The organism is Clostridioides sp. LIBA-6622 (assembly GCF_056716095.1).
Map to the genome: position 1 here is coordinate 1,964,982 of NZ_CP196998.1, position 24,852 is coordinate 1,989,833.

The 24,852-nt window shown below is 26.7% G+C and carries 27 protein-coding genes; 15 read left to right on the plus strand and 12 right to left on the minus strand.

Annotated features, from left to right (window positions below; all coding sequences use genetic code 11):
- The first annotated feature begins 192 nt into the window (after positions 1 to 192).
- The 3 genes from ACTG47_RS09510 to ACTG47_RS09520 all read left to right on the plus strand — a co-directional run bounded on the left by ACTG47_RS09510 (position 193) and on the right by ACTG47_RS09520 (position 2,885).
- Positions 193 to 1,245: a BtrH N-terminal domain-containing protein gene (locus ACTG47_RS09510; RefSeq protein WP_479926975.1), complete on the plus strand. Its 1,053-nt coding sequence runs from the start codon at positions 193 to 195 to the stop codon at positions 1,243 to 1,245.
- A gap of 131 nt (positions 1,246 to 1,376) precedes the next feature.
- Positions 1,377 to 1,571 (plus strand): hypothetical protein, encoded by a 195-nt coding sequence (locus tag ACTG47_RS09515; RefSeq protein ID WP_479926976.1) that lies wholly within the window; start codon positions 1,377 to 1,379, stop codon positions 1,569 to 1,571.
- A gap of 150 nt (positions 1,572 to 1,721) precedes the next feature.
- Positions 1,722 to 2,885, plus strand: coding sequence for a MerR family transcriptional regulator (locus ACTG47_RS09520; RefSeq protein WP_479926977.1), 1,164 nt, complete (start codon positions 1,722 to 1,724; stop codon positions 2,883 to 2,885).
- A 124-nt stretch (positions 2,886 to 3,009) separates the two neighbouring features.
- Here ACTG47_RS09520 and ACTG47_RS09525 read toward each other — a convergent pair whose 3' ends face one another.
- From ACTG47_RS09525 to ACTG47_RS09545, 5 genes are all read right to left on the minus strand, one after another.
- Entirely contained in the window at positions 3,010 to 3,390 is a 381-nt protein-coding gene (locus tag ACTG47_RS09525; protein ID WP_169470391.1) for a DUF4363 family protein, read from the minus strand.
- Positions 3,391 to 3,392: 2 nt separating this feature from the next.
- Positions 3,393 to 4,052 (minus strand): DUF421 domain-containing protein, encoded by a 660-nt coding sequence (locus ACTG47_RS09530; RefSeq protein WP_169470392.1) that lies wholly within the window; start codon positions 4,050 to 4,052, stop codon positions 3,393 to 3,395.
- 107 nt (positions 4,053 to 4,159) lie between these two features.
- A complete protein-coding gene (locus tag ACTG47_RS09535) occupies positions 4,160 to 5,131 on the minus strand; it encodes a 3'-5' exonuclease (protein WP_169470393.1) in 972 nt (323 codons plus the stop codon).
- A gap of 39 nt (positions 5,132 to 5,170) precedes the next feature.
- Positions 5,171 to 5,518: a hypothetical protein gene (locus ACTG47_RS09540; RefSeq protein ID WP_479926978.1), complete on the minus strand. Its 348-nt coding sequence runs from the start codon at positions 5,516 to 5,518 to the stop codon at positions 5,171 to 5,173.
- A gap of 297 nt (positions 5,519 to 5,815) precedes the next feature.
- Positions 5,816 to 6,772: an L-threonine 3-dehydrogenase gene (locus ACTG47_RS09545; RefSeq protein WP_479926979.1), complete on the minus strand. Its 957-nt coding sequence runs from the start codon at positions 6,770 to 6,772 to the stop codon at positions 5,816 to 5,818.
- A 444-nt stretch (positions 6,773 to 7,216) separates the two neighbouring features.
- On the opposite strand from ACTG47_RS09545, the gene ACTG47_RS09550 reads away from it, so the two are divergent.
- The 3 genes from ACTG47_RS09550 (at position 7,217) to mrpB (ending at position 8,620) form a co-directional block, all read left to right on the plus strand.
- Positions 7,217 to 7,585: a C-GCAxxG-C-C family (seleno)protein gene (locus ACTG47_RS09550; RefSeq protein WP_479926980.1), complete on the plus strand. Its 369-nt coding sequence runs from the start codon at positions 7,217 to 7,219 to the stop codon at positions 7,583 to 7,585.
- Between the two features lie 427 nt (positions 7,586 to 8,012).
- Entirely contained in the window at positions 8,013 to 8,258 is a 246-nt protein-coding gene (locus tag ACTG47_RS09555) for an MrpA family protein (protein WP_479926981.1), read from the plus strand.
- A gap of 98 nt (positions 8,259 to 8,356) precedes the next feature.
- Complete coding sequence (gene mrpB, locus ACTG47_RS09560) at positions 8,357 to 8,620, plus strand: DUF1883 domain-containing protein MrpB (protein WP_479926982.1); 264 nt, start codon at positions 8,357 to 8,359, stop codon at positions 8,618 to 8,620.
- Between the two features lie 199 nt (positions 8,621 to 8,819).
- Here the strand turns inward: mrpB and ACTG47_RS09565 are convergent, their stop codons facing one another.
- Entirely contained in the window at positions 8,820 to 9,767 is a 948-nt protein-coding gene (locus tag ACTG47_RS09565; RefSeq protein WP_479926983.1) for a (4Fe-4S)-binding protein, read from the minus strand.
- A gap of 2 nt (positions 9,768 to 9,769) precedes the next feature.
- On the minus strand, positions 9,770 to 11,401 hold the full coding sequence (locus ACTG47_RS09570) for an FAD-dependent oxidoreductase (protein WP_479926984.1): 1,632 nt from the start codon (positions 11,399 to 11,401) through the stop codon (positions 9,770 to 9,772).
- A gap of 129 nt (positions 11,402 to 11,530) precedes the next feature.
- On the opposite strand from ACTG47_RS09570, the gene ACTG47_RS09575 reads away from it, so the two are divergent.
- A complete protein-coding gene (locus tag ACTG47_RS09575; protein WP_479926985.1) occupies positions 11,531 to 12,448 on the plus strand; it encodes a LysR substrate-binding domain-containing protein in 918 nt (305 codons plus the stop codon).
- A 103-nt stretch (positions 12,449 to 12,551) separates the two neighbouring features.
- Here the strand turns inward: ACTG47_RS09575 and ACTG47_RS09580 are convergent, their stop codons facing one another.
- Positions 12,552 to 13,133 (minus strand): TerD family protein, encoded by a 582-nt coding sequence (locus ACTG47_RS09580; RefSeq protein WP_169466750.1) that lies wholly within the window; start codon positions 13,131 to 13,133, stop codon positions 12,552 to 12,554.
- 42 nt (positions 13,134 to 13,175) lie between these two features.
- Positions 13,176 to 13,742: a TerD family protein gene (locus ACTG47_RS09585; RefSeq protein WP_479926986.1), complete on the minus strand. Its 567-nt coding sequence runs from the start codon at positions 13,740 to 13,742 to the stop codon at positions 13,176 to 13,178.
- A gap of 325 nt (positions 13,743 to 14,067) precedes the next feature.
- On the opposite strand from ACTG47_RS09585, the gene ACTG47_RS09590 reads away from it, so the two are divergent.
- The gene (locus ACTG47_RS09590) at positions 14,068 to 14,418 is read left to right on the plus strand and encodes an SdpI family protein (RefSeq protein WP_479926987.1); all 351 of its coding nucleotides are present in this window, start codon (positions 14,068 to 14,070) and stop codon (positions 14,416 to 14,418) included.
- Positions 14,419 to 14,472: 54 nt separating this feature from the next.
- Here ACTG47_RS09590 and ACTG47_RS09595 read toward each other — a convergent pair whose 3' ends face one another.
- Positions 14,473 to 15,333 carry a YitT family protein gene (locus tag ACTG47_RS09595; protein WP_169466757.1) on the minus strand — a complete coding sequence of 287 codons (861 nt, stop codon included), beginning with the start codon at positions 15,331 to 15,333 and terminating at the stop codon, positions 14,473 to 14,475.
- Between the two features lie 148 nt (positions 15,334 to 15,481).
- Between ACTG47_RS09595 and ACTG47_RS09600 the strand changes: the two genes are divergently transcribed.
- Positions 15,482 to 16,372 carry an MBL fold metallo-hydrolase gene (locus tag ACTG47_RS09600; RefSeq protein ID WP_479926988.1) on the plus strand — a complete coding sequence of 297 codons (891 nt, stop codon included), beginning with the start codon at positions 15,482 to 15,484 and terminating at the stop codon, positions 16,370 to 16,372.
- A 284-nt stretch (positions 16,373 to 16,656) separates the two neighbouring features.
- Positions 16,657 to 18,402 (plus strand): cell wall-binding repeat-containing protein, encoded by a 1,746-nt coding sequence (locus tag ACTG47_RS09605; RefSeq protein ID WP_479926989.1) that lies wholly within the window; start codon positions 16,657 to 16,659, stop codon positions 18,400 to 18,402.
- An 83-nt stretch (positions 18,403 to 18,485) separates the two neighbouring features.
- Here ACTG47_RS09605 and ACTG47_RS09610 read toward each other — a convergent pair whose 3' ends face one another.
- Positions 18,486 to 19,088: a flavodoxin family protein gene (locus ACTG47_RS09610; protein ID WP_479926990.1), complete on the minus strand. Its 603-nt coding sequence runs from the start codon at positions 19,086 to 19,088 to the stop codon at positions 18,486 to 18,488.
- A gap of 637 nt (positions 19,089 to 19,725) precedes the next feature.
- Here ACTG47_RS09610 and ACTG47_RS09615 point away from each other — a divergent pair.
- A complete protein-coding gene (locus ACTG47_RS09615; RefSeq protein ID WP_479926991.1) occupies positions 19,726 to 20,937 on the plus strand; it encodes a diaminopimelate decarboxylase family protein in 1,212 nt (403 codons plus the stop codon).
- Between the two features lie 128 nt (positions 20,938 to 21,065).
- Here ACTG47_RS09615 and ACTG47_RS09620 read toward each other — a convergent pair whose 3' ends face one another.
- Positions 21,066 to 21,545: a DUF2798 domain-containing protein gene (locus ACTG47_RS09620; RefSeq protein WP_479926992.1), complete on the minus strand. Its 480-nt coding sequence runs from the start codon at positions 21,543 to 21,545 to the stop codon at positions 21,066 to 21,068.
- A 241-nt stretch (positions 21,546 to 21,786) separates the two neighbouring features.
- Here ACTG47_RS09620 and ACTG47_RS09625 point away from each other — a divergent pair, with 241 nt between their 5' ends.
- The 4 genes from ACTG47_RS09625 to ACTG47_RS09640 all read left to right on the plus strand — a co-directional run bounded on the left by ACTG47_RS09625 (position 21,787) and on the right by ACTG47_RS09640 (position 24,445).
- Positions 21,787 to 21,984 carry a multidrug transporter gene (locus ACTG47_RS09625; protein ID WP_479926993.1) on the plus strand — a complete coding sequence of 66 codons (198 nt, stop codon included), beginning with the start codon at positions 21,787 to 21,789 and terminating at the stop codon, positions 21,982 to 21,984.
- Positions 21,985 to 22,017: 33 nt separating this feature from the next.
- Positions 22,018 to 22,989: an MFS transporter gene (locus ACTG47_RS09630; protein WP_479926994.1), complete on the plus strand. Its 972-nt coding sequence runs from the start codon at positions 22,018 to 22,020 to the stop codon at positions 22,987 to 22,989.
- Between the two features lie 267 nt (positions 22,990 to 23,256).
- Positions 23,257 to 23,817 carry a TetR/AcrR family transcriptional regulator gene (locus tag ACTG47_RS09635; RefSeq protein ID WP_479926995.1) on the plus strand — a complete coding sequence of 187 codons (561 nt, stop codon included), beginning with the start codon at positions 23,257 to 23,259 and terminating at the stop codon, positions 23,815 to 23,817.
- Positions 23,818 to 24,067: 250 nt separating this feature from the next.
- A complete protein-coding gene (locus tag ACTG47_RS09640; RefSeq protein ID WP_169466770.1) occupies positions 24,068 to 24,445 on the plus strand; it encodes a BlaI/MecI/CopY family transcriptional regulator in 378 nt (125 codons plus the stop codon).
- Positions 24,446 to 24,852: the final 407 nt, after the last annotated feature.

Here is a 24,852-nt window from a genome sequence, read left to right on the forward strand (position 1 = left end):
GCTCTTTTTTTATCTAGATTTATTATATTATACATAATAGAATAAGATATATTATAACTTCAAATAATTTAGTAATCTAAAAATGTAATGTCCTTAAATATAAATTTTATAGATATAAAACCTATTGACTCTCTCATTGTAAGAGGGTTTATACTGAATCTAATAAAAATTTATAGTGAGGAGATAGACTATATGAGAAAAATAATTAAAATTAAGCATCATTCACATGATTATGAGTGTATGTGGAATGGTATAGAAGATTTATATATAAATAAAACAGGAGAATGTCTTCCAAGTGATTTTTTCTTTTTACTATCAGGTTTTGGCTCTTTTTGTTATATGAAAACAAATAAAGCAGAACTAAAAAGAATGGTAGTTTTGGGAGATGGAAGAACAAAAAAGATGTATGAATTTTTAGCGCCAATTGTTGATTTTGAATACAAACATCATGAGTTTAGGAGATATGAGCAGGCATTAAAAAAAGCAAAATCTGAAATTGATAATGGGTATCCAGTTATTTTAGGAGCTTTAGATATGTATTATTTACCATATTATCAGAAGTTATATCATAAAGAACATATTCCTTTTCATTACATATTAATGGTAGGGTATGATGATGAGGAAGAAAGAATATACTTGTATGATTGTGGAAGAACTGAGTTATTATACCTTTCTTATGATGAATTACGCCAAAGTATGAATTGTAGTTATTTAGGGTTGAGTAAGGCAAATACTATTTGTACAGTTAGAATGAATGGTTCAAAGAGTAAATATGAGATTGCAAGAGAAGCACTTGCTATAAAGAGTAATATGTTTTTAAATCCACCTAAAAGTTTTTTGGGATACAAAGGTTTTGAAAAGTTTATCAAGGAATTGCCACAATGGAAAAATGAACTAGAAAAAGATGATTATGATAAGATATTATCTAATATGGTTATGTTTTTTGGGACAGTACCAACTATTCCAAATGCAATTAGAGGAATTGAAGAACCAGATAGTGTCAAATTTAGAGGTGGTTTTGATAAAATGAGTAGAATGCTTAACCAGATTGGAGGTGAATATAAAAATAAATCTTTCATACAAGGAGCTGAGGTTTTTGATAAATGTGCTACTATAATTGAGATAATATCTAATATTATAATAGATTATTTAACACAAAGGAATGATGATACAGAACAACTTCCTTTACTGTTTTCTGAGATTTTGAATAACATGAAAAAAGTGTATTCGATATTGGACGTGTAAAATATGTTGAATATAATTAATTTTAAAAAACTAATTCTCAGAATTTAGCCTATACTAGACACGATTTTGAGAATTTTATATACTATTCTTATAAATAAGTAAAAGAAACATATATTAAGGAGATGAAATTTATGGATAAAAAGTATATATGTCCTTGGTGTGGATGTGAAGAAGTTGTTTATGGTGTTCAATCAGGACATGCAAATGTCAGACCAGCAAAAGTTATTAGCTTTACAGAAGATAAACTAATTCATGTTATTTGTAAAAAATGTGGAACTGTGATTAGGTCTTATGTAAAAAATCCTCAGAAATTTGAGAATAGGTAGTACATAAATATATGTTTTAAATAAATATAGTTATTTAGAAGAAAAATATTTTTATTGACCCTGACATTACGTAATAGTGTAATATGAAAATATAGCATGGATGTATTAGTAAATATTGATAGCTATAAAATCAAGTTTTGAGGTGTTGATATGAGAACAGTAAAGCAAGTTTCAGATTTGACAGGAATAAGCATAAGAGCATTACACTACTATGATGAAATAGGTCTTTTAAAACCAAATAAAATTACAGATGCAGGGTATAGACTTTATGATGATGAAGCCATTAAAACTCTCCAACAAATTTTATTTTTTAAAGAGATTGACCTACCTTTGAGGGAAGTTAAAGAGATAATGTCAAGCCCATACTTTGATAAAGTAGAAGCTTTGAAAAATCAAAAGAAGTTACTCATCCTAAAACGAAACAGATTGGATGAATTAATAGAGCTTATAAATAAAACTATAAAAGGAGAGAGTACTATTAATTTTAAAGAATTTGATATGAGTGAGTATTTTAATGTGTTAGAAGAATTTAAAAGAGAGCATAAAAATAAGATAATTAAAATTTATGGTAGTGTGGAAAAATACAATGAATTTATAGAAAAAATTAAGTCTAATGAAGAAAAAATTGCTAAAATGGCTATAAAACAATATGGAACTATTGAGAAGTTTGCCAAGGCTATAAAAACAAATTTTAGCAGTGATATATTGAATTTAGGAGAAAAATTTGATATATATAAAAATGATTGTTTAAAAGAAAAACATCCTAAACTGAAAGAATTATATAGAAAACTTGTAGAAGACTTAAGTAAGAATCCTTCATCAAAAGAACTTCAAGAAATAGCCAAAGAGATAACTGATATATCTAAGAAAGACTATGAAGTTTTTTATATGGATACAGGAGATGATAATTGGTACAGTATGATACAAAACTATTTGGTAAATCCTATGTGGATAAAAGATGTAGATGAAAAATATGGAAGTGGAGCAGGGAAGTTTATTGGACAAACACTAGAGCTTTATTTAGGAGATAAAAAGCCCAAGATAAATATATTACATGAAAAACTTGTATCAGATTTAAGTAGAGATTACTCATCAAATGAGGTTCAAAGTATTGTTAAAGAAATAGATAATGAAATGAAAAAGAGTAATGAGTTTTATAAAATAGATAATGGAGAAAGATATTTTGATTACATGGCAGAACTTTATTTGACAAATTCTACATATATAAGAGTAACTGATAAGAAATATGGTGATGGTGCATCTAAGTTTATTGGAGAAGCTTTTAAATTTTATTTTGATTGTAACAATTTATAAGCAAAGTCAATAACTATTACAAACTTTGAAGTAAAAGTCTGTACATTTTGTTAAGATACTTAGTAAAAGCATTAAAACAAGGATATAAATTATCTTACTTTTATTTATATCCTTGCTTAAGTTGTTAAAATATATAATTTATATCAAATTTAACACTTTCAACAATATTTCCTAAATATGTTTTTATGCTTTCGACTTCCTCTAAAGATCTTAATTTATTTTCAGTATAAATAGTCTTATCAAGAATATTAAACTTTAGACCTATTTCATCAAAGTACTCATGGTTTAAAACTTTATACCAATGATTTCTTTCTTTATCCCATCTTGTAGATATAGAATCAGCTTCTTTTTGAGCTTTTTCCCAATCTTCATTTTCTATAGATTTTTCTAAAACAGACATATTATCTTTGTACTCCTCTGTAAAATCATATAGTTTATTATTAATGTAAAATCCAAATAATAAAAATAAAATAGCCCATATTATAACAAATGTTGTAGATTTCAATATTAATCACCCTTTTTATTTTGAATAAATATTTTGTCGTTTTCGTCTAAGACACAAATAAGAACATCTTTAAAAGCTTCTATGTGGTTAGATTTTAAGATACCCATTAACCAATTAGTGTCTTTTTTAGCCATGTCTAGATTTTCATTTATTATTCTACCATCCAATATAAGTGGAATTGGTAAATGATTAAAAGCTCTTGGAGGTGTACTATTATAACTTGATGCTGGTACAACACTTAAATTGCCATCAGTCTCTAAAATTGCATATTGCACATCTTTTAGATTGAAGTATCCCTGAATTCTCAGCTGTTCTAATAATTCATCTATACTAACTCTCTCTTTTTTTAGTTCTTTATATACAATTTTTCCCTTATCTATCAATATAGAAGGTTTACCTGATAAAAATGAACTCAATTTTCTACTTTTTAAGGATAGGAATGAAATTAGAGTCTGCATAATTACAAGTCCAGTTATTGCTGCAACACCATTTATAATTGGTATATTATTATTTTCCATTGGAACAGATGCAACTTCCGCAATTAAAAGTGTTATAACTAAATCAAAACAGTTCATTTCAGCTATCTCACCTTTTCCCATGACTCTAAGCGCAATTAGCACTGTTATGTATAATATAATACTTCTTATTAATACTACTGTCATATCTATCAATTACTCCTTTAAAAAATATTTGCATTTAGTTATTATGTCCTGTATAAGAATTTTAATTCAAGATATAAAAAACACCTTAAATAATTAAATTCAATTATTTAAGGTGTTCTTGATAACTTGAATATTAAGTTTTTTATAGATTTTCTATTGCTCTTATTTATTTTAATAATAGATTCAACGAAATTATTTTTGTCTCCTAATTTTAAGATAAAATCAGGATATTCTTCAAATTCATTGAGTTTTGTTAATTTAAAAGAAGAAGATAGATTTTTAAAATTAATAATTTTGGAGTTATTTACTAGTACACTTCTTTTTTTAAAATAGATTTCTTTTTTACTTATATTTAGCATATTTAATATTTGTTTGAGATATATTATTATATCTTCTGGAGTTTTATCAAATTTAAGCTCAAAATTTTCATCTTCGAAGTATGGAATATAATATAAGGGAGTTTTGATAGGAGGTAATTTATTATATAATTCTCCGAGAGTATCAACATCTTTAGGATAGTTAAGGTAAAAGCTTTTACATACATTCATTAAATCCATAGCATCTGAAAGTGAGTTGTGTTTAATGTCTCCTTCTACAGAAAAAATCTTTTTCATATTAAGTAAAGATAATTGTTTAGATAAGATTCTATTATTGTATGTGATATGCTGAGATATAAAAGGTTGAATGTCAATCATCATATTAAACAACTCTAAGCATTTACCAGTATATTTACATACTCTAAATGAATTTAGAAGACCAGCAATGTCAAAATCACCCCAATTGTATATAGTAACATCATTAAATTTACAAAACCATCTATAAAAATCATCCATAACATATAAAAGGTTAGGAGCATTATCAATATCTAATTGATTTAGTTTAGTAAGTTTTTTACATTTATTTGAAAGTATTTCGTTATATTTTGGTTTGACCAAAGAATAATAGTCATCTATTATATTAAATTCATTATCAACTAAAACTCCACCAATTGAAATTAATTCAGCCCCATTATATTCTAATTTATTTTTATTGTCATCTAGCATATTAAATTCAAAGTCTATAAATAACTTGTATTTCATAAATATAAAGCACATCCTCATGTATATTATTTATTGCAACTAAGCATCATAAGAATCAATTGATATAATGATTCTAAACATCAAAGGCTCATTACAACTTTTATTTATTTCATAATTTAATTCAAATAAATCTTTTAGTATGTAATTTATAAGTATCCTTTCCCAACCCATTTTTAAATTAACTTTAGAATCTAATAATGTGTTTTCTATTTTCTTAAATATTTCTATATTTGCTGGTATTATACTAAGTTCAATATTACTTTTAAATGGGTTAGACTGTAAATCGGTTATAAGTATGTTCTTTAATTCTTCTGTAAGTTCAGAGATTAAATTATCACCTATATATTTTTTAATTATTTCCTCTCTAATTTCCCTTAAGTTTAGCAATATTAGTACCTGCTACTTACATTATATTATGAAAAGTGTAGTAAAATTCAAGTAAATTTTTATCACACTTAAAAAAGTAGCTTTTCCTTTCATTTTAGATTTTAAGATTATTCTGTATAATTAATACATAAAAAAATTATCAATATTGGTATATAAAAATAATAGCTTGTTAAATGTTTAAAATAAATTATCTTTAGAATTCAGAGAAAAAGTATGTAAAATAATATCTTGTAGATTTAATTTATAAACATAAAATATCTTATTCTCTGAATTCCTTTAACATTAAGAGATTAGTTGTTATTTACCAATTCCTCTTTCTGATAATTTTTCTAACATGTCTTTAGTCATTTTGTCTAAATCATAATTGAATTTAAAGTTCCATTCTTTTTCTGCACTACTGCTATCTAGAGAATTAGGCCAAGAGTCAGCTATACTTTGTCTTACAGGGTCTACGTCATACTCTATTACAAATTCAGGGATATATTTTTTTATAGAAGCGGCGATTTCCTCAGGAGCAAAACTCATAGCAGTAATGTTAAACGCATTTCTATGAATAAGTTTATCATCTGGAGCTTCAATTAAATCCACTATTGATTGAAGTGCATCAGGCATATACATCATATCCATCTTAGTACCTTTTGCTATATAGGATTTATATTTTTTATTTTTTAATGCTTCATAGTATATATCAACTGCATAATCTGTAGTTCCTCCACCAGGAGGAGTAACATAAGAAATAAGACCTGGGAATCTAACGCCTCTAGTATCTACTCCAAATTTTGAGTGGTAATAATCACATAGTAACTCGCCAGAAACTTTAGTTACACCATACATAGTATTAGGTCTTTGTAATGTATCTTGAGGAGTCATATTTTTTGGAGAATTTTCACCAAATGCAGCAATTGAGCTAGGTGTGAAAAATTTACAATCGAGTTCTCTAGCTACTTCAAGACCATTTATTAATCCATTCATATTTAAATTCCATGCTTCTAAAGGCTTACTTTCAGCAACAGCAGAAAGTAGAGAAGCTAGATGAATTATAGTATCTACATTGTATTTTTTTGCAATTTCAAAGAAACAGTTTTTATCTGTAACATCTAATATTTCAAATATACCAGATTCACACACAGGGTTTCCTTCTTTTGTTCTTCTTGAACTAGCAATTACATTTTTTTCTCCATATTCATTTCTAAGTTTTATTGTTAATTCTGAACCTATTTGTCCTAATGCACCTGTTATAAGTATTTTTTTCAATTTGACAACCTCCTCGGGGTTTGATTTATGTAGTATTGCTTATTTTTATTTTAGCAAATCTTTTGTTTAAATACAAAGAATTAAAATCAATAATATATTGCTTAACTTAATAGAGTCAAGTTACTGTCTAAAAAATCAAAATTAGTACATAAATATATATTAGCTAATATTGGAAAATTAGATTAAGTTGTTGTAAATAAACATTGATTGTGTGACTAAGTCACAGAAACTAAAATAAATTTAAGATATAATAAAAGTATATCATTTGAAAGATTTAGTGAAGGTAATTTTATAAATAATAAAGTAGTTTAAATTTAGAAAGCTATAAGTTTATCTGTTATAAACATAAGTTAGAGTTTATAGGTACAAAAACATCATATAAAAATATTGTTACTATTATAATATTAATAAGTAATAAAATAAAATCTGAAAGGAAGTATAAAAATGACAAGACCATCAATATATCATAGCCAAGGATACACTTGTGCAGAGGCATTAATAAAGTTTTATAATGAAGAACATAACACAGATATACCAATTTCGATAGGAAGTGGTATGGGAGTTGGAATTACTGTTGGAAGTGTCTGTGGAGCTGTAAATGCAGCTATTGTTATAATAGGTTATCTAAATGGACGAAATAGTAATTTGGATGAAAATATGGCAAGAAAGTATTCAAGAGAATTAATGAATAGAGTAAGAGATAGATACAGTACAGAAATATGTGCATCCTTGAAGAAAAATAAAGTAAGTTGTGAAGAAATAATAAATTTCACATATGATGCTTTAAATGAAATGCTAGAAAGTCAAAAATAATCATAAAAAACAAGTATTTTATATTGGATAGAATACTTGTTTTTTTTGTTATTTTTAATAGATAATAATTTTAGTATAATCTTTAAATCAATTTTATTATATTTTAATTAATATAACTTACTTAAAAAAAGAATAAGTGACAATAAAAAATATAAATATAGCAATTAAGAAAATGTAAGTTATTTAATAGTAAGTGAGTTATTATATTTATCAATATAAAGCGGGATAAACTAAAGATTAAATTTATGAATTATAAAGAAATATATAACAAAATAAAAGAGATAATTAATATAATATAAAGTAAAAAAACGAAAAATCATATAATTCATTTATGAAATAAAGAAAAAATAGAAATTTACGATAAAATACAAAGATTATATCATAATATGGTATAATTAGTAAAAATATAGAGATTGGAGGAATTGATTTGTTTATAGAGGAAGAATTAGAAGGATATATATTAAAATGTAAAATATCTGAAGACTTTAAAGATAAGCCTGGATATAGTGATGAAGAGTTTTACGTTACAGTCTATAAAGATGAAAGTTCTGACTCTGGGTATTATGCTTTATTAGAAAATAAAGAAGAAAAAGTAGTATGGGATGGAGAAAACGTTGCCAATAATATTTTTAATAAACTTTGGGTTGTAGTAGACAAAGTTAAAGCTGGATAATAACGTAATTATATAGTATTTATAATATTTTAAATGGATTTTCATATATATGAGATGAGTAAATAACAAAGATTATTCGATACTGGAGGGGTAGTTCAATGGAATATAGTTATAGTAAGATGAATCTAAAAAAAGGGGATATTGTAGAGGTAAATTTAGAGAAACAAGCTAATGTAATATTGCTAGATCATATAAACTATGTAAAATTTAAAAATCAAAAAAATTATGACTACTATGGCGGATTTGCTAAGAAAAATCTATGCAGAATGAAAGTACCTAATACAGGAACATGGTATTTGGTTGTAAATCAAGATGGAAATAGAGGAATAGTTAATTTTTCAATTAATACAATTCAAAATTAATTTGATAATATCAGACATTATTACTTATTGTATATTTTATATAATTAAAATAAAATTAATAAATAGTTATTATAAAATAATAATTTGTAAAGATATATTTATATATACCTTTACAAATTATTTATGACACTTAATTTTTTAATTGTTCTTAACTAAATTATATATGTTAGTGACATTTATACAATTAAAATATTTATTGTTAGCATAAAGCTCCACCTTTAAGATGTAGAGGAGCATCAAGTATGTCTTCTTTTCTTTCTAAAACATCATCTGATAAAAGCATTTCTATAAATTTATCAACACCAATTCTGTCAATTGTTATTCCAAAACGTTCACCTGTTTTACCTTGTTCCCTAAACAAAAGAATTGCTTTTTCAATTAAAGTCATAAGTTCTTGTTTTGAAAATAATCTATCAATTTGTGTTCCAGGACGAACAGATTTACCCCATTTTCCTCCTATATATACTTTATAGCCAGATTCTTTTTCTTCAATACTGTCAAAATTACAACTGTCTATACATTTCCCACAATTATTACATAAATTACTATCTATTTCAAGTTTACCCTCATCTGTTAATTTAGCTGCTTTGACAGGACAGACCTCCATGACCGCACATTTTTTACAACCAACACAAAGTTCAGAGTCATAATCAGGTACACATTGACCAACAATTCCAAGGTCGTTTAAGTCTGGTTTAATACAATTGTTAGGGCATCCTCCAACACCAATTTTAAATTTATGAGGTAGCTTTACATCATACCAATCTTTGTAAAATTCCTGATGTATTTCAGCAGCTAGTGCCTGTGTATCAGTCAACCCATGAACACAAACAGTACCTTTACAAGCTACGACAGGACGAACTCTTGAGCCAGTTCCACCTGTGATTAGATTTTCACTAGCAATAAATTCACTCAAAGCTTCAATATCTTCAAATTTTACACCAGGTAACTCTACTGTTAATCTAGTAGTAAATGCTAACTGACCATTTCCAAATTTTTCAGCAGCTTCTGCAATTTTTTTTGCCTGTGATGTATTTATTACTCCATTTACAGTTATTATACGTGCTGCAAAATGTTCTCCATCTCTGCTTGGTAAAAAACCTCTACCTTTTAATTCTTTTTTTTGTTCTGCTGTAATATTACTCATAATTACTCCTCCATTACCTTAAGATTTGGATAAAATAGTATTCCACCTTCAAGAACTTTCGTATTTGTATAGCCAAAGCGTCTTAAACGATTTTGAGCCATATAGCTATTTTTACCTTTTGCACATATAAGAAGAATTTTTTCATCTTTAGAAAGGCCTTCAATTTCTCCATTAATCTCACCAACAGGAAGATAACGTAAACTAGGAATAGAAGGAGCTTTTGAAACATCTATTTTAGTCCAACTGTCAAAGTCTTCTATTTCATCAAGTAAAACACTATCAAGTTCTCCATTAAGTTTGTTTTGTAAAACATTTACTGCTACTACAAATGGATGAATAGCAGTTGAAAAAGGTGGTGCATATGCAAGGTCCATACTTTCTAATGAATAAAGGTCAGCTCCTAAAGTTATTGCAGTGGCAGAGATATCTACTATTTTATCAACAGCTCCAGGTCCCATAACTTGAACACCTAATAATTTTCTAGTATCTTTTTCAGCAACCATTCTTATAATAAAATTAGAAGCACCTGGATAATAGTGTGCTTTGTCATCAGTAGCTATAGTTACAGAACAAACACTATAACCTTCTTTTTCAGCAGTTTCTTTGCTTAGACCTGTTTTTCCTGCATTAAGCTCAGGTAATTTTACTATTGTTGTTCCAAGAGCACCCTTATAAGTTTTAGATTTACCAGATATATTTTGTGCACAAATCCTACCTTCATGATTTGCAGATGAGCCCATAGGTGACCATGTAGGTTTATTTGTTAAAGCATTTTTTACAAATGCACAATCCCCAACTACATATATATCTTTATCATTTGTAAGCATATATTCATCTGCAATAAGTGTTTTATTTAGAGCAAATTCCAATCCCGTATCTTTTAGAAAGTTTGTGTTAGGGCGAATTCCAACTGACATAACTACTAAATCTGTTTTAATGACTCTATTTTTAGTACGAAGTTTTTCAACTTTATTTTGACCTTCAATACCTACAACTTGGTCCCCTGTAAAAATCATGATACCTTTATCAGCCATATGATTTTCAACATATTCTGCAAAGTCAGTATCAAATCCTGGCATGACATGTTTGGCCATATCAATGACACTTACACGTATGCCCATTGCAGAAAGGTTTTCAGCGATTTCAAGACCAATAAAACCGCCTCCAATAACAACAGCTCTCTTAACATCATTTCCAATAGAATCTCTTAATGTTATAGCATCATTTGGAGTGCGCATAAAAAATACTCCAGATAAGTCAATGCCAGGTATTGGTGGTTTTATTGGGTCTGCTCCTGTAGCAATTACAAGTTTGTCATAGCTTAAATTTTCTTCTTCTCCTGTTGAAATCGTTTTCAAATTTACTTGTTTTGTATTTCTATCAATAGATGTAACTTCAACTCCACAACGAACTTCTGCTCCTGTTAGCTTCGAAAAACTTTCAGGTGTATTGACAATTAAAGATGATTTATCCTTAATTATATTGCCAACATAGTATGGTAGACCACAACCAGCGTAAGAAATATCTTCACCTTTATTTAGGATTGTAACAGAGCAGTTATCACCCATTTCACGTTTTATTTTTGCAGCAGTCTTTGTTCCAGCAGCAACTCCACCTATAATCAATACTTTCACAATATATCACACTCCAATCTCTTTTATAACTCTATGCTAAAATTATAATTCTTGACAATACATTTGTAAAATACTAAAATATTAATAAAATCATAAGTATTTACTAATGTTTGCTAAGGTTGTGATAATATGACTATTCGCAGTCTTGAGATATTTGTTAAGGTTGCCGAATGTGGTAAAATGAGTGAAGTAGCAAGAAACATGTATATTACACAGTCATCAGTTAGCCAAGCTATTTCAGAAATAGAAAAAGAGTATGGAGTTAAGTTATTTGATAGAATTTCAAAAAAATTATACTTAACAGAAGCAGGTAAAAAGCTTCTTGGATATGGAAGGCATCTTTTGGCTATAAATGAAGAAATGAATGATTGCATGAAACACTGTGCAAAAAACATACGTATAAGAGTTGGAGCTACAGTAACCGTTGGAACATGCGTAATAAGCCCAATAATATTAGAATTATATAAGGTAAACCCTTTGATAGAGCCAGAAGTATTTGTAGAGGATACAAGGTTGATTGCAAAGAAACTACTTAATAGTGAATTAGATATTGCAATTGTAGAAGGTAAAATAAAACATCCAGATATTATTACAAAAAGTATTATTAATGACAACCTTGTGCTTATATGTTCTAATAAGCATGAATTTTACAAAAGAGATTACATAAATGTTTCAGAGCTTTCAAATCAACCACTAATTATGCGTGAGTTGGGAAGTGGCACAAGAGCACAGCTAGAAAATCAATTAAAAGAATTGAAAATACCGATGAATATTAGATGGTCATGTTATAATTCTGAAGCTATATTAAGGGCAGTTGTAGATAATTTTGGTATTGCAGTTATATCTGAATTACTTGTTGAAGATTATTTAAAAAAACATCTTTTATGGTCTTGTGATATTGAGGGTATCAATTTACAGAGGACATTTGATATTGCATTTCATAAAAACAAATTTTTTACAGAAAATATTTCATCGTTTTTTGATATTTCAGTAGATTTTGGAAAAAAGCAAATGAGAAAAAAGAATAAAAAAATGAATGTTTTATAATATACTAAAAATACAATATCAAATAAAAAGAAGAGTATATTAATATACCCTTCTTTTTATTTGATATTGTACTAGTAAATATCTTTACTATTTTAAATTGATATTAGCCTAAATTAACGCCAAAGTTTCCACATAATCCTGCAAGACCATCTTCAAAACCAGAACCTAATGCATTGAATTTCCATTCTTCATTGTGTCTATACAATTCTGCAACTACTATTGCTGTTTCTATACTAAAATCTTCACCTAATTCATATTTAATAAGCTCTTCATTAGTTTCTTCATTGTAGATTCTTATATATGAATTTTCAACCTGTCCAAAATTTTGTCTTCTTGTTACAGCCTCATTTATAGTAACCGTAAATGATATTTTAGCAATGTTCTGTGGTATTTTAGATAAGTCTACATTTATTTGTTCATCATCACCATCACCAACACCTGTTCTATTATCACCCATATATTCAACTGCTCCAGAAGCATGTTTTAAATTATTGTAGAATATAAAATCTCCATCATTTGTAACTTTTCCGTCAGCACCAGTTAAAAATGCAGAAGCATCTAAATCGAAATCAAAACCACCATCATACTTATTAGTATCCCATCCTAATCCTACTACTACTTTTTTAAGACCAGGATTAGTTTTTGTTAAACTCACTTTTTGTCCTTTTGCCAAAGTTATACCCATTTAAAACAACTCCTTTTTATAAATTTTTTATTGTAATTATTATTAACTATATATATTACTTAATTCACGAAGTTCTTCATTTTGACCAATACCTAAAGCACTAAATTTCCATTCTCCGTTTCTACGATAAATTTCGCCCGCCAAAACAGTAACTTTACCAGAAAAATCTTCTTGAAGGTTATACTTAAATAGTTCTTGCTTAGAATTTGCATCAATTAGTCTTATAAAAGAATTATTCATTTGACCAAAATCTTGATTTCTTTTGTTAGCTTTGAATATAGAGACTCCAAAAACTATCTTATGTACATATTCTGGAATATCATCTAAATTAACCATTATCTGTTCATCATCACCTTCACCTCTTCCAGTTAAGTTATCTCCAGTGTGTATAATAGCTTTAGAAGGATGTTTAAGATTCCCAAAATAAACTAAATCACTCTTAGAATTCATTTTATCTTGATTAGTTAATGCTATTGCAAATGCATCTAGGTCATAATTTTTTCTACCTATTTTATTCATATCCCATCCTAACCCTACAATCACATTTTTTACAGGATTATTGTCTTTTACTAAACTTACTCTTTGTCCTTTTTGTAAACTAACACTCATTTTTAGTTCTCCTTTTTGTATTTTAAATTTTATTGGTAGCTATAAGTGTAAGAATTATATTAGATCTATTATATACATATTTAGACCGATTTGGCTATATATATAAACTATTTATTATATAATTATGTAAATATTTTATGATTTAAATAAATTGCTATCATATGATTTAAAATAAACTGTCATATTATACAATTAGATTCAAATTTAATTGTTAAAAAATAGAGTAGATGATATAATTAAGGACAATAATTATGAAATTTTAGAATGTTATATTTAAGTTCAAATATAGCTAGAAAAATCTATATAAAGTCTGGAGGTACTTATAATGGAAATATTTTGGATTATTGATATTATAATACCAATAACGATTATCTTAATAGGAATTTTATATAAATATAGAGCTCCAAAAGATATAAATAAATTTCATGGATATAGAACTAAAGCTTCAATGAAATCTGAAGAGGCTTGGGATTATGCACATAGTTATGGGGCAAATGTATGGATTATTACAGGCATTATTTTAGTAATTGTTATTTTTTTCAATAAGATATTTATAAAAATAAGTCCTGAATATTTAAGCTTGATAAATATTGTAATTAGTCTAATTGGAATGGTAATTCCAGTACCAATTATTGATAATAAGATAAAAAAGAAGTTTAAAAGCAGACATAATTAACACATAAAAAGCTATGTCTATATATGTTAATTATGCCTGCCATTTGTTTTGTACTTATTCTATTTTTTTAAATCCGTTACCCAAAGCTTCATGTATATCTGTAATTATAATAAATGCATTAGGGTCGACATTTTTTACTAATTTTTTTAATTCGACAACTTCTTTCTTTTCAACCACTACTAAGAGTACATTCTTATTTTCTCCAGTATAAGCACCTTCACCTTTTAGAATAGTTGCACCTCTATCTAAATCTTCCATTATTTTTTTACTTATGTCTTTTGAAAGGTCAGATATGATAGTAAATGATTTTGAATAATTAAATCCTTCAATAAGTAAGTCACTAACTTTTACTAAAATGTATAAAGCTACAGTTGAATAAAGTGCAATTTCAACCTGTCTATTTACTATACCTGATAGAACTACCACAACGCAGTCAACAATACCCATCAAAACAGGTATACTAAATGTAGGAAAATATTTATTTAGTAGGAGTGCCATTAAATCAGTTCCACCTGTAGAGCCATTTATTCTAAAAATAAGACCTTGACCAACTCCCATTAAAATAGAACCAGATATAATTGCAAGATACATATCATTTGTGATATCTAGTGTAGCCATATTTGCAGTAAGTTTAAGTGCTATAGTAAGAAAGATTATTCCTAAAACTGTTTTAAAGCAATCTTTCTTTGAAAGTATCCTGTAAGCGAATATGAACAATGGAATATTTAAAATTAAATTGACAATCCAAAGTTCTACACCAAATAATGAGTTTAAAACAACTCCAAGCCCTGTTATACCACCAGCAGCAATTGCATGTGGGTTAAAAAACATGTTAAGAGAAATTGCCATTAATATACAGCCTACAATTAATATTAAAATTTCTGAAAAAGTTATTCTATCTTTTTTCAATAACATCACTCCTTATATATAGATTATAATATATATTATATAGTTTTTCCAATTTTTAATAAAAAAAATAAAAATATATTATAAAAATAATTTGATTGGAATTTTCTGAAAATTAGTGCTATAATTAAAAATAAATTTAAAGGGAGGTTATAAAATGGCTAAATTAACTCTAGAACATATAAAAGGAAACACATATTATATTCCACTCCCTACAATAGTAGGTGTATATGTAGATGGTAATGATGCAATTTTAATTGATAGTGGAAATAACAAAGATACTGCTAGACAAATTCTAAGATTATTAGAGGAGCATACTTTAAATCCTAAATTAATAATAAACACTCATTCAAATGCAGACCATATAGGAGGAAATGCATATTTGAAGAATCAAACAAAATGTAAAATTGCTACAACTAAAATGGAAGGATATTTTACAGAAAATCCAATACTTGAGTCAGCATTCTTGTATGGAGGTTATCCAAGTAAAGCATTGAAGAATAAGTTTTTATTAGCAAAAGAAAGTGAAGTTGATTATATTATACCTTCAAATGGAAAAATTGTAGACACAGAACTTGAAGCTATTTCTCTTCCAGGTCATTATTTCGAAATGATTGGTATTAGAACTCCAGATAATGTTTTGTTTGTTGCAGATAGTCTTACACCAGAAAATATAATTACTAAATATCATTTTTTCTTCCTATTAGATATAGAGTCACAATTTAAGACATTAGAGAAAATGAGAACTTTAGAAGCAGATTTCTTTGTTCCAAGTCATTCTGTTAAAACTACAGATATAAAAAATTTAATAGATGTTAATAAAAATAAGATGGAAGAAATAATAGATAATATTAAAAAAGTTTGTTGTGAAGCAATTATGATTGATGAGGTTATTGAAAAAATGTGTGATTTGTATAGTGTAAAACTTGATGCAAATCAATATGTATTAGTTGGAAGTACAATACGTTCTTATATAACATACTTATATGAGAATAATCTAGTTGAATATGTGTTTGATGGTGGTAAGATGTTGATAAAAACCGTATAAATATTAGTTAGGAAGTAAGATGAAATTAATTTTACTACCAATTAATTACTAAAAATAAATAAAAGTACCTCTAAAGACTTATAAAATCTTAATTATAAATTTGAGTTTTGTATTATATCCAATAAATTTTATAATGAATAAGATAGAATAATTGATATAAAATGACTGATAATTTTAGAAAAATAGATGTGTTATTATAAAATTATGTTATAATTTGTAAATAAGAGGATAGATTTATAAGTAAATTAAAGAATTTAATTTATAGGGGGGAAATAGTAGAGATTATGAATAAAAAATTCAAAAAATTCAGTAAAAAAATAGGCATATCAACTTTGGCTTTGACCATGTTTCTTTTTAATAGTCTAACTGTAAATGCACAGTTTAAAGAAGATTCAATAATAGGAAATGATAGATATGAAACAGCAGGACTTATAGCAGACAAGCAGAAGTATGATACTGTAATATTAGTCAATGGAGATAAAAGCTTATCTGATGGTCTTTCATCAAGTGGATTAGCTGGAGCTATTAATGCACCCATACTTTTAACTAAAAAAAATGAAATACCAAAAGCTACTTCAAACAGACTAGACAATAAGAAATTGAATACTGTAAAAAAAGTATATATAATTGGTGGTCACAATACTATTGAAAATTCAGTAGTAAAAGATATAAAAAACAAAGGTATTGAAGTCGAAAGAATAGATGGAAATAATAGAATTGAAACTAGTTACAATGTTGCAAAAAAAATAAATGAAGTAAGTAAGGTAAAAGAAGTCATGCTAACAAATGGATTTGTAGGAGAGGCTGATGCTATGAGTGTAGCTCCTGTAACTGCAAAAAACAAAGGAGCCATAATACTTACAGATGGTAAATCAATTCCATTTAGCACTGAAGGATTAAATGTATACGCAATAGGAGGCAAGTCTGCAATAAGTGAAGAATTAGTAAAGAAAACTAGCGCAACTAGAATTGGTGGAAATGATAGGTTTGAAACTAATAAAAAAGTGATAGAGAAGTTTTATAATGGAGCAACTGATTTTTACATAACAAAGGGTTATCAATTAGTAGATGCGCTGACACTATCTCCTCTAGCTAAAGAAAAACCAATCGTTTTAGTTGCTGATGGAAGTAACAAAGGGATTTTAAAAGGAGCTAAAAGTATAACAAAAGTTGGAGGAATTGATGCTAATACATACAAACAATGTCTAGACATAGTGGAATATAATGATATGAACATAAATCCAAATATTGTAAAACATTTAACTTCAATTGAAGGGAATGAAGTGTCTGAAGTATCTATAGAAACAGATAATTTAGGTGTAGTTGTTGAAAAGGTAAACACTAATAAATTTGAATTTGACTATGTAAGTGTAACTAATGAAAAAAATTGTACTTTTTCTGTGAATAAAGAGAGCTCTTCTAAGAATGTAAAGGATGGCAAATTGCTTGTAAGTGCTAAGAAAAAAATAGATAAGCAAGATGGACCTTCACAAGATATGAATGGTGATAATATGATAAATTCAAATAAAGATAAAATGGTAAATGTTATAAGGATTGGAATTCCTGATAAAGAGTATTCTAATTTTAATGTAGACGTTGAAAGAGGAACAGTAGAAATTTATAATATTAAAGGTGGAGCTACGGTTAATGTTAATGATGGAATTGCAAAAATTGTCGATAGCAGTGTAACATACCCTTTTAATATAAATACTAATGATGGTATTTCAGGTGTAACAGCTGAAACTATATCATCTGAAATAAAGTTTAGAGTCAACGATGGGATTGTAGATGTAACAGCTACAAACATAAGTGGAGATATAAGTTTATTTGGAAAAGATGGAAAAGATAACTTTGATGGAATCTTTAAATTAAACTTGAAAAAAGAACCATCAAATTTACACTTGAAGTTGATTGGAGATGGATTAAATAAGTTACCAGATGGTTGGTCTAAAGACTATATTTTAGGAAATGGACATCCAGTTATTGAAGTTAAAAATAATGGTATAAATAATATAACACTTGGAGAATAAAATATGAAAATAAAGCTTATATAAATTTTAAATTATATAAGCTTTATTTGTACTATAAATATTTTACTTATAGCATTATGTACCTAACAGTTATCTGCTTTAGATGAATTATCTAAAACATTATAAATTTGTTTTGCGAATTGACGAGAATGTTCTTCTTTCTCTGTATCCATGAAATTAGGTTTACCTAAGTCACGCTCGACAAGCATTCCTATATATTTTAACTGAGAATGTTTACAATATCGCTTAATACCGTTTTCCCAAATATCAGCACCTTTTTCAGGTTTATATCCACATGTTGTAATAAGTGCTAATGATTTTCCTGCCCATAATGCAGGTCCTTTTTCATCACCATAGTATTTGTTCATTCCATACACCAATCTATCAAGTAATGATTTCATTGGCGAAGTGCAGTACCAAGAATAAATTGGAGTTGCAAAAATAATTAAATCACACATAAGAATTTTATTGAAAATTTTTTGAACATCATCTTCATGATAACATCCAAATTCAGAAAAATTTTTCTGACATGTCTTACAGGCAATACAAGGTTCTATTTTACAATCATATAACCATATTACTTCAATATTTGCATTATAATTTTCTAATTCCTCAACAAAAGGTTTTAGAATAGCAGCAGTATTACCTTTTTTCTTAGGACTTCCCATAAGAATACATACTTCCATATTGACACCTCCACAGTATTTTAAAATAGTTTTTAATTCTATAGTAATGTTTGTACAAAACACTTTTAAAGACAGGCTACAAGAATGAAGTTTATTTTATTATAATATCTTAAAATAATAGTATTAGATAAGTGATTTGAAAAAAACAGCTATATTTGTAACTATGTAGAATGATAATAAAATTAAAATCATCCATGTAAAAATATGATTTTTGTATGGGTATACTTTATTAAGTTTTTTCCCAATACGCACAAGTAAAATATACATCAAAAAATATACTAAAAAAACCATTAAGAATTTCATAGAGAACCTCACATTTTTAAAGTTTAATATAGTTTTAGGATACTATGAGAATACATTAACAACAATATGCTTTTTAAACTTGTAATAAATTTGAAATAAATTATTCAAAAACTAAAGAAAAATAATTATAGTTTTATAGATAATATTAAAACAATACTTTTAAATTATGTCTTTTTGCTAAAGAGAATTATTTATAGTATAAAGAACTGACAATATAAAGACTCCTAAGTAATTAAATATATGAGTATTTAATTCTTATAATCTATAGTAAAATATATTATAAGAATAGAGTTATCTAATTTATGAATACATTCATAGTTTTGGAGGTAAAAATATGTGCTTAAATAAAGAAATTCGATTTATAGAAGAACATGCACCTTGTTACGTATATGATGAGAGCAATGTAATTGAAAAGTGTAAAGAACTAAAAAATAATATCTTAGGTTTTGATTTTTTATATTCTATAAAAACAAATCCATACAATAAAATTGTGAGAAGTATTGTAGCACAAGATTTTGGAGCAGATGCTGCATCAATTAATGAGGTAATACTTTCATCAGAATGTGGTGCTGATAAAGAGGATATATATTATTCATCACCAGGTAAAACAGAATCTGACATAGAAACTGTTTTAGATAAATGTATAATTATTGCAGATAGTATTACAGAAATAGAACTTATAAATAAAATCTCAAAGAAAAATAATAAGAAAACTAAAATAGGAATCAGAATAAATCCTGATTTTAACATGGATAATGATAATGCTATATCAAGTAAATTTGGTATTGATATAGAAGATATTGACCACGTTTTTAAGATGTTAAGCATCTGTGATTATATATCTGTAGTTGGAATTCATATACATATTAAATCTCAAGTATTGGATTTTGAAAAGTTAGGATACTATTATGAAAAATGTTTTCTTATAGCTTTAAACCTAAATAAAAATAAATATATTAATATTGAATTCATAAATTTTGGCAGTGGGCTCGGGGTAGTGTACGATAACCTTAGAGATAATCCACTTAATCTTAAAGAACTTTCAAAATTAACTGAAAAGATTGCCCTAACTAATTCAAATACATTGAAGGCAAGGCTTCTTATAGAATCAGGACGTTTCATAGTTTGTAAATCAGGTAATTATTATGTTAAAATTGTAGACATTAAAGTTTCTAGAGGGAAAAAATATCTTATTGTAAAAAATGGACTTAATGGGTTTATGAGACCTATTATTTCTAATCTAGTTGAAAAAGTTAGTTGTGGAGTAGAATTAGAAGGTCAAGAACCATTATATACATCAAATCATGCATTTTCTCTTTCAGTATTAAATAATGTGAAAGAAGAAGAGTATGTAAATGTTGTTGGAAATCTTTGTACTTCATTAGATGTAATAGCAAATAATGTTAAATTGAAAAAAGCAAATATAGGAGATTTGATTTCGATTAGTAATGCTGGAAGTTACTCATATTCCTTATCTCCATTATTATTTTCTAGTTATGAGATTCCAAAACAATATTATAAGAGAAAAGATGGATACATTGAATAAATTATATTTTAAATATTTAATGTAGAATAGATATAATTTTTATATATAGTGCTGGAAATAAGTATAATTTCAATTTGAAGTAATAAAAGGTATAGAGAGTACAATAACTCTTTATACCTTTATTTATTTTAAGGGTTTACCACTTCAACAATTGTACCTTCTGGAAATAATGTTCTAAAAATAAATCTAACTAATGGCCCTGCAATTAATAGTTGTAGTGGTAATGCAACAATAAAATTGTTGGCTATATTTATAATCCATATACTTATAAGTGTATTAGGACTACCAATTGATTTAATAGCTCCAAATAAAGACATACATATAACCATTCCACAGACCATACAACTGGATATAACAATAGCTTTTATAATTTGTTTGGCATCTTGATTTATAATACGAAATGCTACTTTTTTTGCAATATTAGAGACAATAAACCAGTCAAAAATCATAGCTATAACATATGTGGTTGGGAAATCTAACCATGCACTTTTAAAGGTATCTAATGAGAATTTATCATGTATAGAAATATTATAAACACTCATAAAAAATACCATAAAAGCACACATAAGTACTGTAAATATTAAACTTTCTTTTTTATTTTGTGGCATATTCATTTACCTCCAAGTGTAATTTATTTATATTAGGATTATACATGAAGAAAAATTTTGTCGTAAGTAAATTTTTAAAAATTTGAAATTTATTTTTGGAATAGATACAAATGAATAAAAAAAATTGTTTTTTCTAATTATCCATAGAAATTGGCTTTTCTTAACTTTATAATTAATAGTATAAGGTAATCAAATTATAGTGTTGTCAAAAAAAAATAAAATATAGGGGGTGTAGTTCTATATGGAATTGTGGAAAAGAAATTTATATGTATGTTGGATAGGGATGTTCTTTAGTTCTATAGGTATGAGCCAAATAGCACCTATACTTCCACTATATATTAAACAGTTGGGTGTAACTGATGTAGGTTTAATACAACAGTATTCAGGTATAATTTTTGGATGTACTTTTGTAGTAGCAGCATTTTTTTCACCGATTTGAGGGAAAGCTGCTGATAAATATGGAAGAAAATCAATGCTTCTACGTGCAAGTATTGGTATGGGAATAGTGATATTTACCATGGCATTTGTACAAAATGTTTATCAGCTATTAGGATTAAGGATTCTTCAAGGTGTTTTTACAGGTTATGCTACTGCATGTACTACACTGATTGCAACTCAGACAGATAAAAATCACTCTGGTTGGGCCTTAGGTACACTTGCAACAGCATCAACTACAGGTTCTTTAATTGGACCAACAGTAGGAGGGTATATAGAATCAATTTTAGGGCTTAAAAGTGTATTTATTATAACAGGAGGATTATTATTTATATCATTTATCATATCTATTTTATTTGTAGTAGATAATTTTAGACCTAAAGAGACACCAAAGTCAATTCCTGTACCTGAAGAGCCATTAAAGCCATTGCCAAACAAGTTTTTAATTGCATCAATTTTTGTAACTACATTTATTACTCAATTAGCATTATATTCTATAGAGCCAATTATAACAATATATATATCACAACTTACAAATTTCGCATCAAATGTAGCATTAATAGCGGGTTTAACATTTTCTGCATCAGGATTAGCAAACTTACTAGCAGCTCAAAAGCTTGGAAAAATGTCAGACAAAATAGGACCTCAAAAGGTATTACTAATTTCACTTTTATGGGCAGGAGTTATATTTATACCGCAAGCTTTTGTAAGAACTGCATGGCAGTTGATGTTGTTAAGGTTTTTATTAGGATTATCAGTGGCAGGGCTTAATCCTTCTGTAAATAGTTTATTAAAAAAAATTGCACCAGAAGAATTTGTGGGAAAAATATTTGGGTATAATGCATCCGCTCAGTATATAGGTTGTTCATCAGGAGCTTTTTTAGGTGGACAAATTTCAGCTCATTTAGGCATTAGAACAGTATTTTTTTCAACAAGTCTATTGTTATTTGTGAATGCATTTTGGATGTATAAATTTACTGGATTATTTACAAAGAATAGTGCAAAATAAATTTTAAATTTTGATAATTAAAGAAGGGTAGATTTAATATTATATAAAAATACTAATTAAGATTATATGTAAAAGAATTCATTTTTATGAATTCTTTTGTTCTTATTAACATAGAAGTAGTGTTTTGATAACTTTCTTGTGACATTTGCTTGGCTGTTGTATAATGGTAGAAATTATAAAAATAGAGACTCCAATGTAATATACTTCAATATATTTGAAGTAAGTGTTTCATTATATTTTTAAAATACAATATGGAGGAATTTAATAATGCAAGTTAATAAAAGAAAAGCCATTGCAGAACAGTCAAGAATATCCCTAACTGAATCTTTATTATCTTTGATGTCAGAAAAAGACTATAGCAATATAACTATAACAGAAATTGCGGAGAATGCTTTACTATCACGAAGAACATTTTATAGAAATTTTAACAGTAAGGAAGATATACTTGAAACATATTGCAAAACTTTATGTCAGGAATATATTGAATGCTTTAAGAATGAGAGCGATTTATCATTAAGTAATGTAACAGAGATATATTTTTCATTTTGGCAAAAACATGTTGAATTTTTAACTATACTAAGTAAAAATCATCTAATGTTTTTTTTATTAGAAAAGTATAACGAGTTTCTTCCAATTATTTATAAAATCTATAAAGGAGATGATAATAAGTTTAATACTAAAGAAGAAGTTACATATGCTATACTTTTTAGTTCTGGAGGATTTTGGAATATACTATCTGAATGGCTAAAAGATGGAATTACTCAAACTCCCAAAGAAATGTCTGAGATAATTCTAAAATTTATGAATTTGTTTATAGATGGAAAATAAGTATAACAGTATATTTTTTATTTATGTATTAAAAAAGTTTAAATGTAAAATTTTTTCACAGTCTAGATATTATTTCTATATTTAATTTCATAATGTAGAATAAACAATTCTTATGTAATTTATTATAGAATTGTATCAGGAAATGGTTTATGGTAAAAATTGGAAAATATTATTATCGACAAAATCTTTGACTTAAAAACTATATTGCGATAGTATTAATTTAATAAAAGTATGAGAGGGGCGTTAGGCTATGACAATTTCAAAAATACCACAAGCAGAATTAAAAGTTATGAAGTTTATTTGGGAAAAAAATGATACAGTGACATCAAAAGAAACTATTGAAGCTATGGAACAAAAATATGGATGGAAACAAACAACTACATTGACTCTTTTATCAAGACTTGTTAAAAAGCATTTTTTAAGTGCAGAAAAAATAGATAGATATACTCATTATACAATAGTTGTTGGTCATAAAGAGTATTTAAGTATTGAGACAAAAGATTTTTTAAGTAATATACATGATAATTCTTTACAGAGCTTGATTTCAGCATTACATGATGATGAAGTTATTGATAAAGATGCATTAGATTTATTTGAAAGTCATTTTAAAAACTTAGAAGAAGAGTAATTATATAAGCTAAAGTTCTAAGTTTTTAATCAATTAATGGCCGAAAAAATCCATAAATGGTATTATTTAATCAGTTACTCACTATTCATAAAGTAATATTAAATAGGTTCACTTTAGTAAAGTACCTAAAATAATTGGAATAGGGAGTATCAAATTAAATGATACCACTTATCCTAGTAAATATCGATTTTTAACATTTAAAATATTTTTATAACATATCAATATTCCTAAGTCTAAATTATTATTTTTATTTAATCATATTAAAATCTACTTGATTGCTTTTACCTGTTTAAAACATAAATTTATTTTTCTATTATAAACAACGTAAATATAAAAAATAATTTTTATATATTTTAAATTTATTTTTATTAACTAGATTGTTAATACTTCATAATTTATTTAAAAAA

Bases quoted from the DNA above. Each gene is read 5' to 3' on its own strand.
- ACTG47_RS09510 (WP_479926975.1), top strand. From the start codon at position 193: ATGAGAAAAATAATTAAAATTAAGCATCATTCACATGATTATGAGTGT.
- ACTG47_RS09515 (WP_479926976.1), top strand. From the start codon at position 1,377: ATGGATAAAAAGTATATATGTCCTTGGTGTGGATGTGAAGAAGTTGTT.
- ACTG47_RS09520 (WP_479926977.1), top strand. From the start codon at position 1,722: ATGAGAACAGTAAAGCAAGTTTCAGATTTGACAGGAATAAGCATAAGA.
- ACTG47_RS09530 (WP_169470392.1), bottom strand. From the start codon at position 4,052: ATGACAGTAGTATTAATAAGAAGTATTATATTATACATAACAGTGCTA.
- ACTG47_RS09535 (WP_169470393.1), bottom strand. From the start codon at position 5,131: ATGAAATACAAGTTATTTATAGACTTTGAATTTAATATGCTAGATGAC.
- ACTG47_RS09550 (WP_479926980.1), top strand. From the start codon at position 7,217: ATGACAAGACCATCAATATATCATAGCCAAGGATACACTTGTGCAGAG.
- mrpB (WP_479926982.1), top strand. From the start codon at position 8,357: ATGGAATATAGTTATAGTAAGATGAATCTAAAAAAAGGGGATATTGTA.
- ACTG47_RS09565 (WP_479926983.1), bottom strand. From the start codon at position 9,767: ATGAGTAATATTACAGCAGAACAAAAAAAAGAATTAAAAGGTAGAGGT.
- ACTG47_RS09575 (WP_479926985.1), top strand. From the start codon at position 11,531: ATGACTATTCGCAGTCTTGAGATATTTGTTAAGGTTGCCGAATGTGGT.
- ACTG47_RS09580 (WP_169466750.1), bottom strand. From the start codon at position 13,133: ATGGGTATAACTTTGGCAAAAGGACAAAAAGTGAGTTTAACAAAAACT.
- ACTG47_RS09585 (WP_479926986.1), bottom strand. From the start codon at position 13,742: ATGAGTGTTAGTTTACAAAAAGGACAAAGAGTAAGTTTAGTAAAAGAC.
- ACTG47_RS09590 (WP_479926987.1), top strand. From the start codon at position 14,068: ATGGAAATATTTTGGATTATTGATATTATAATACCAATAACGATTATC.
- ACTG47_RS09595 (WP_169466757.1), bottom strand. From the start codon at position 15,333: ATGTTATTGAAAAAAGATAGAATAACTTTTTCAGAAATTTTAATATTA.
- ACTG47_RS09600 (WP_479926988.1), top strand. From the start codon at position 15,482: ATGGCTAAATTAACTCTAGAACATATAAAAGGAAACACATATTATATT.
- ACTG47_RS09605 (WP_479926989.1), top strand. From the start codon at position 16,657: ATGAATAAAAAATTCAAAAAATTCAGTAAAAAAATAGGCATATCAACT.
- ACTG47_RS09610 (WP_479926990.1), bottom strand. From the start codon at position 19,088: ATGGAAGTATGTATTCTTATGGGAAGTCCTAAGAAAAAAGGTAATACT.
- ACTG47_RS09615 (WP_479926991.1), top strand. From the start codon at position 19,726: ATGTGCTTAAATAAAGAAATTCGATTTATAGAAGAACATGCACCTTGT.
- ACTG47_RS09620 (WP_479926992.1), bottom strand. From the start codon at position 21,545: ATGCCACAAAATAAAAAAGAAAGTTTAATATTTACAGTACTTATGTGT.
- ACTG47_RS09625 (WP_479926993.1), top strand. From the start codon at position 21,787: ATGGAATTGTGGAAAAGAAATTTATATGTATGTTGGATAGGGATGTTC.
- ACTG47_RS09630 (WP_479926994.1), top strand. From the start codon at position 22,018: ATGCTTCTACGTGCAAGTATTGGTATGGGAATAGTGATATTTACCATG.
- ACTG47_RS09635 (WP_479926995.1), top strand. From the start codon at position 23,257: ATGCAAGTTAATAAAAGAAAAGCCATTGCAGAACAGTCAAGAATATCC.
- ACTG47_RS09640 (WP_169466770.1), top strand. From the start codon at position 24,068: ATGACAATTTCAAAAATACCACAAGCAGAATTAAAAGTTATGAAGTTT.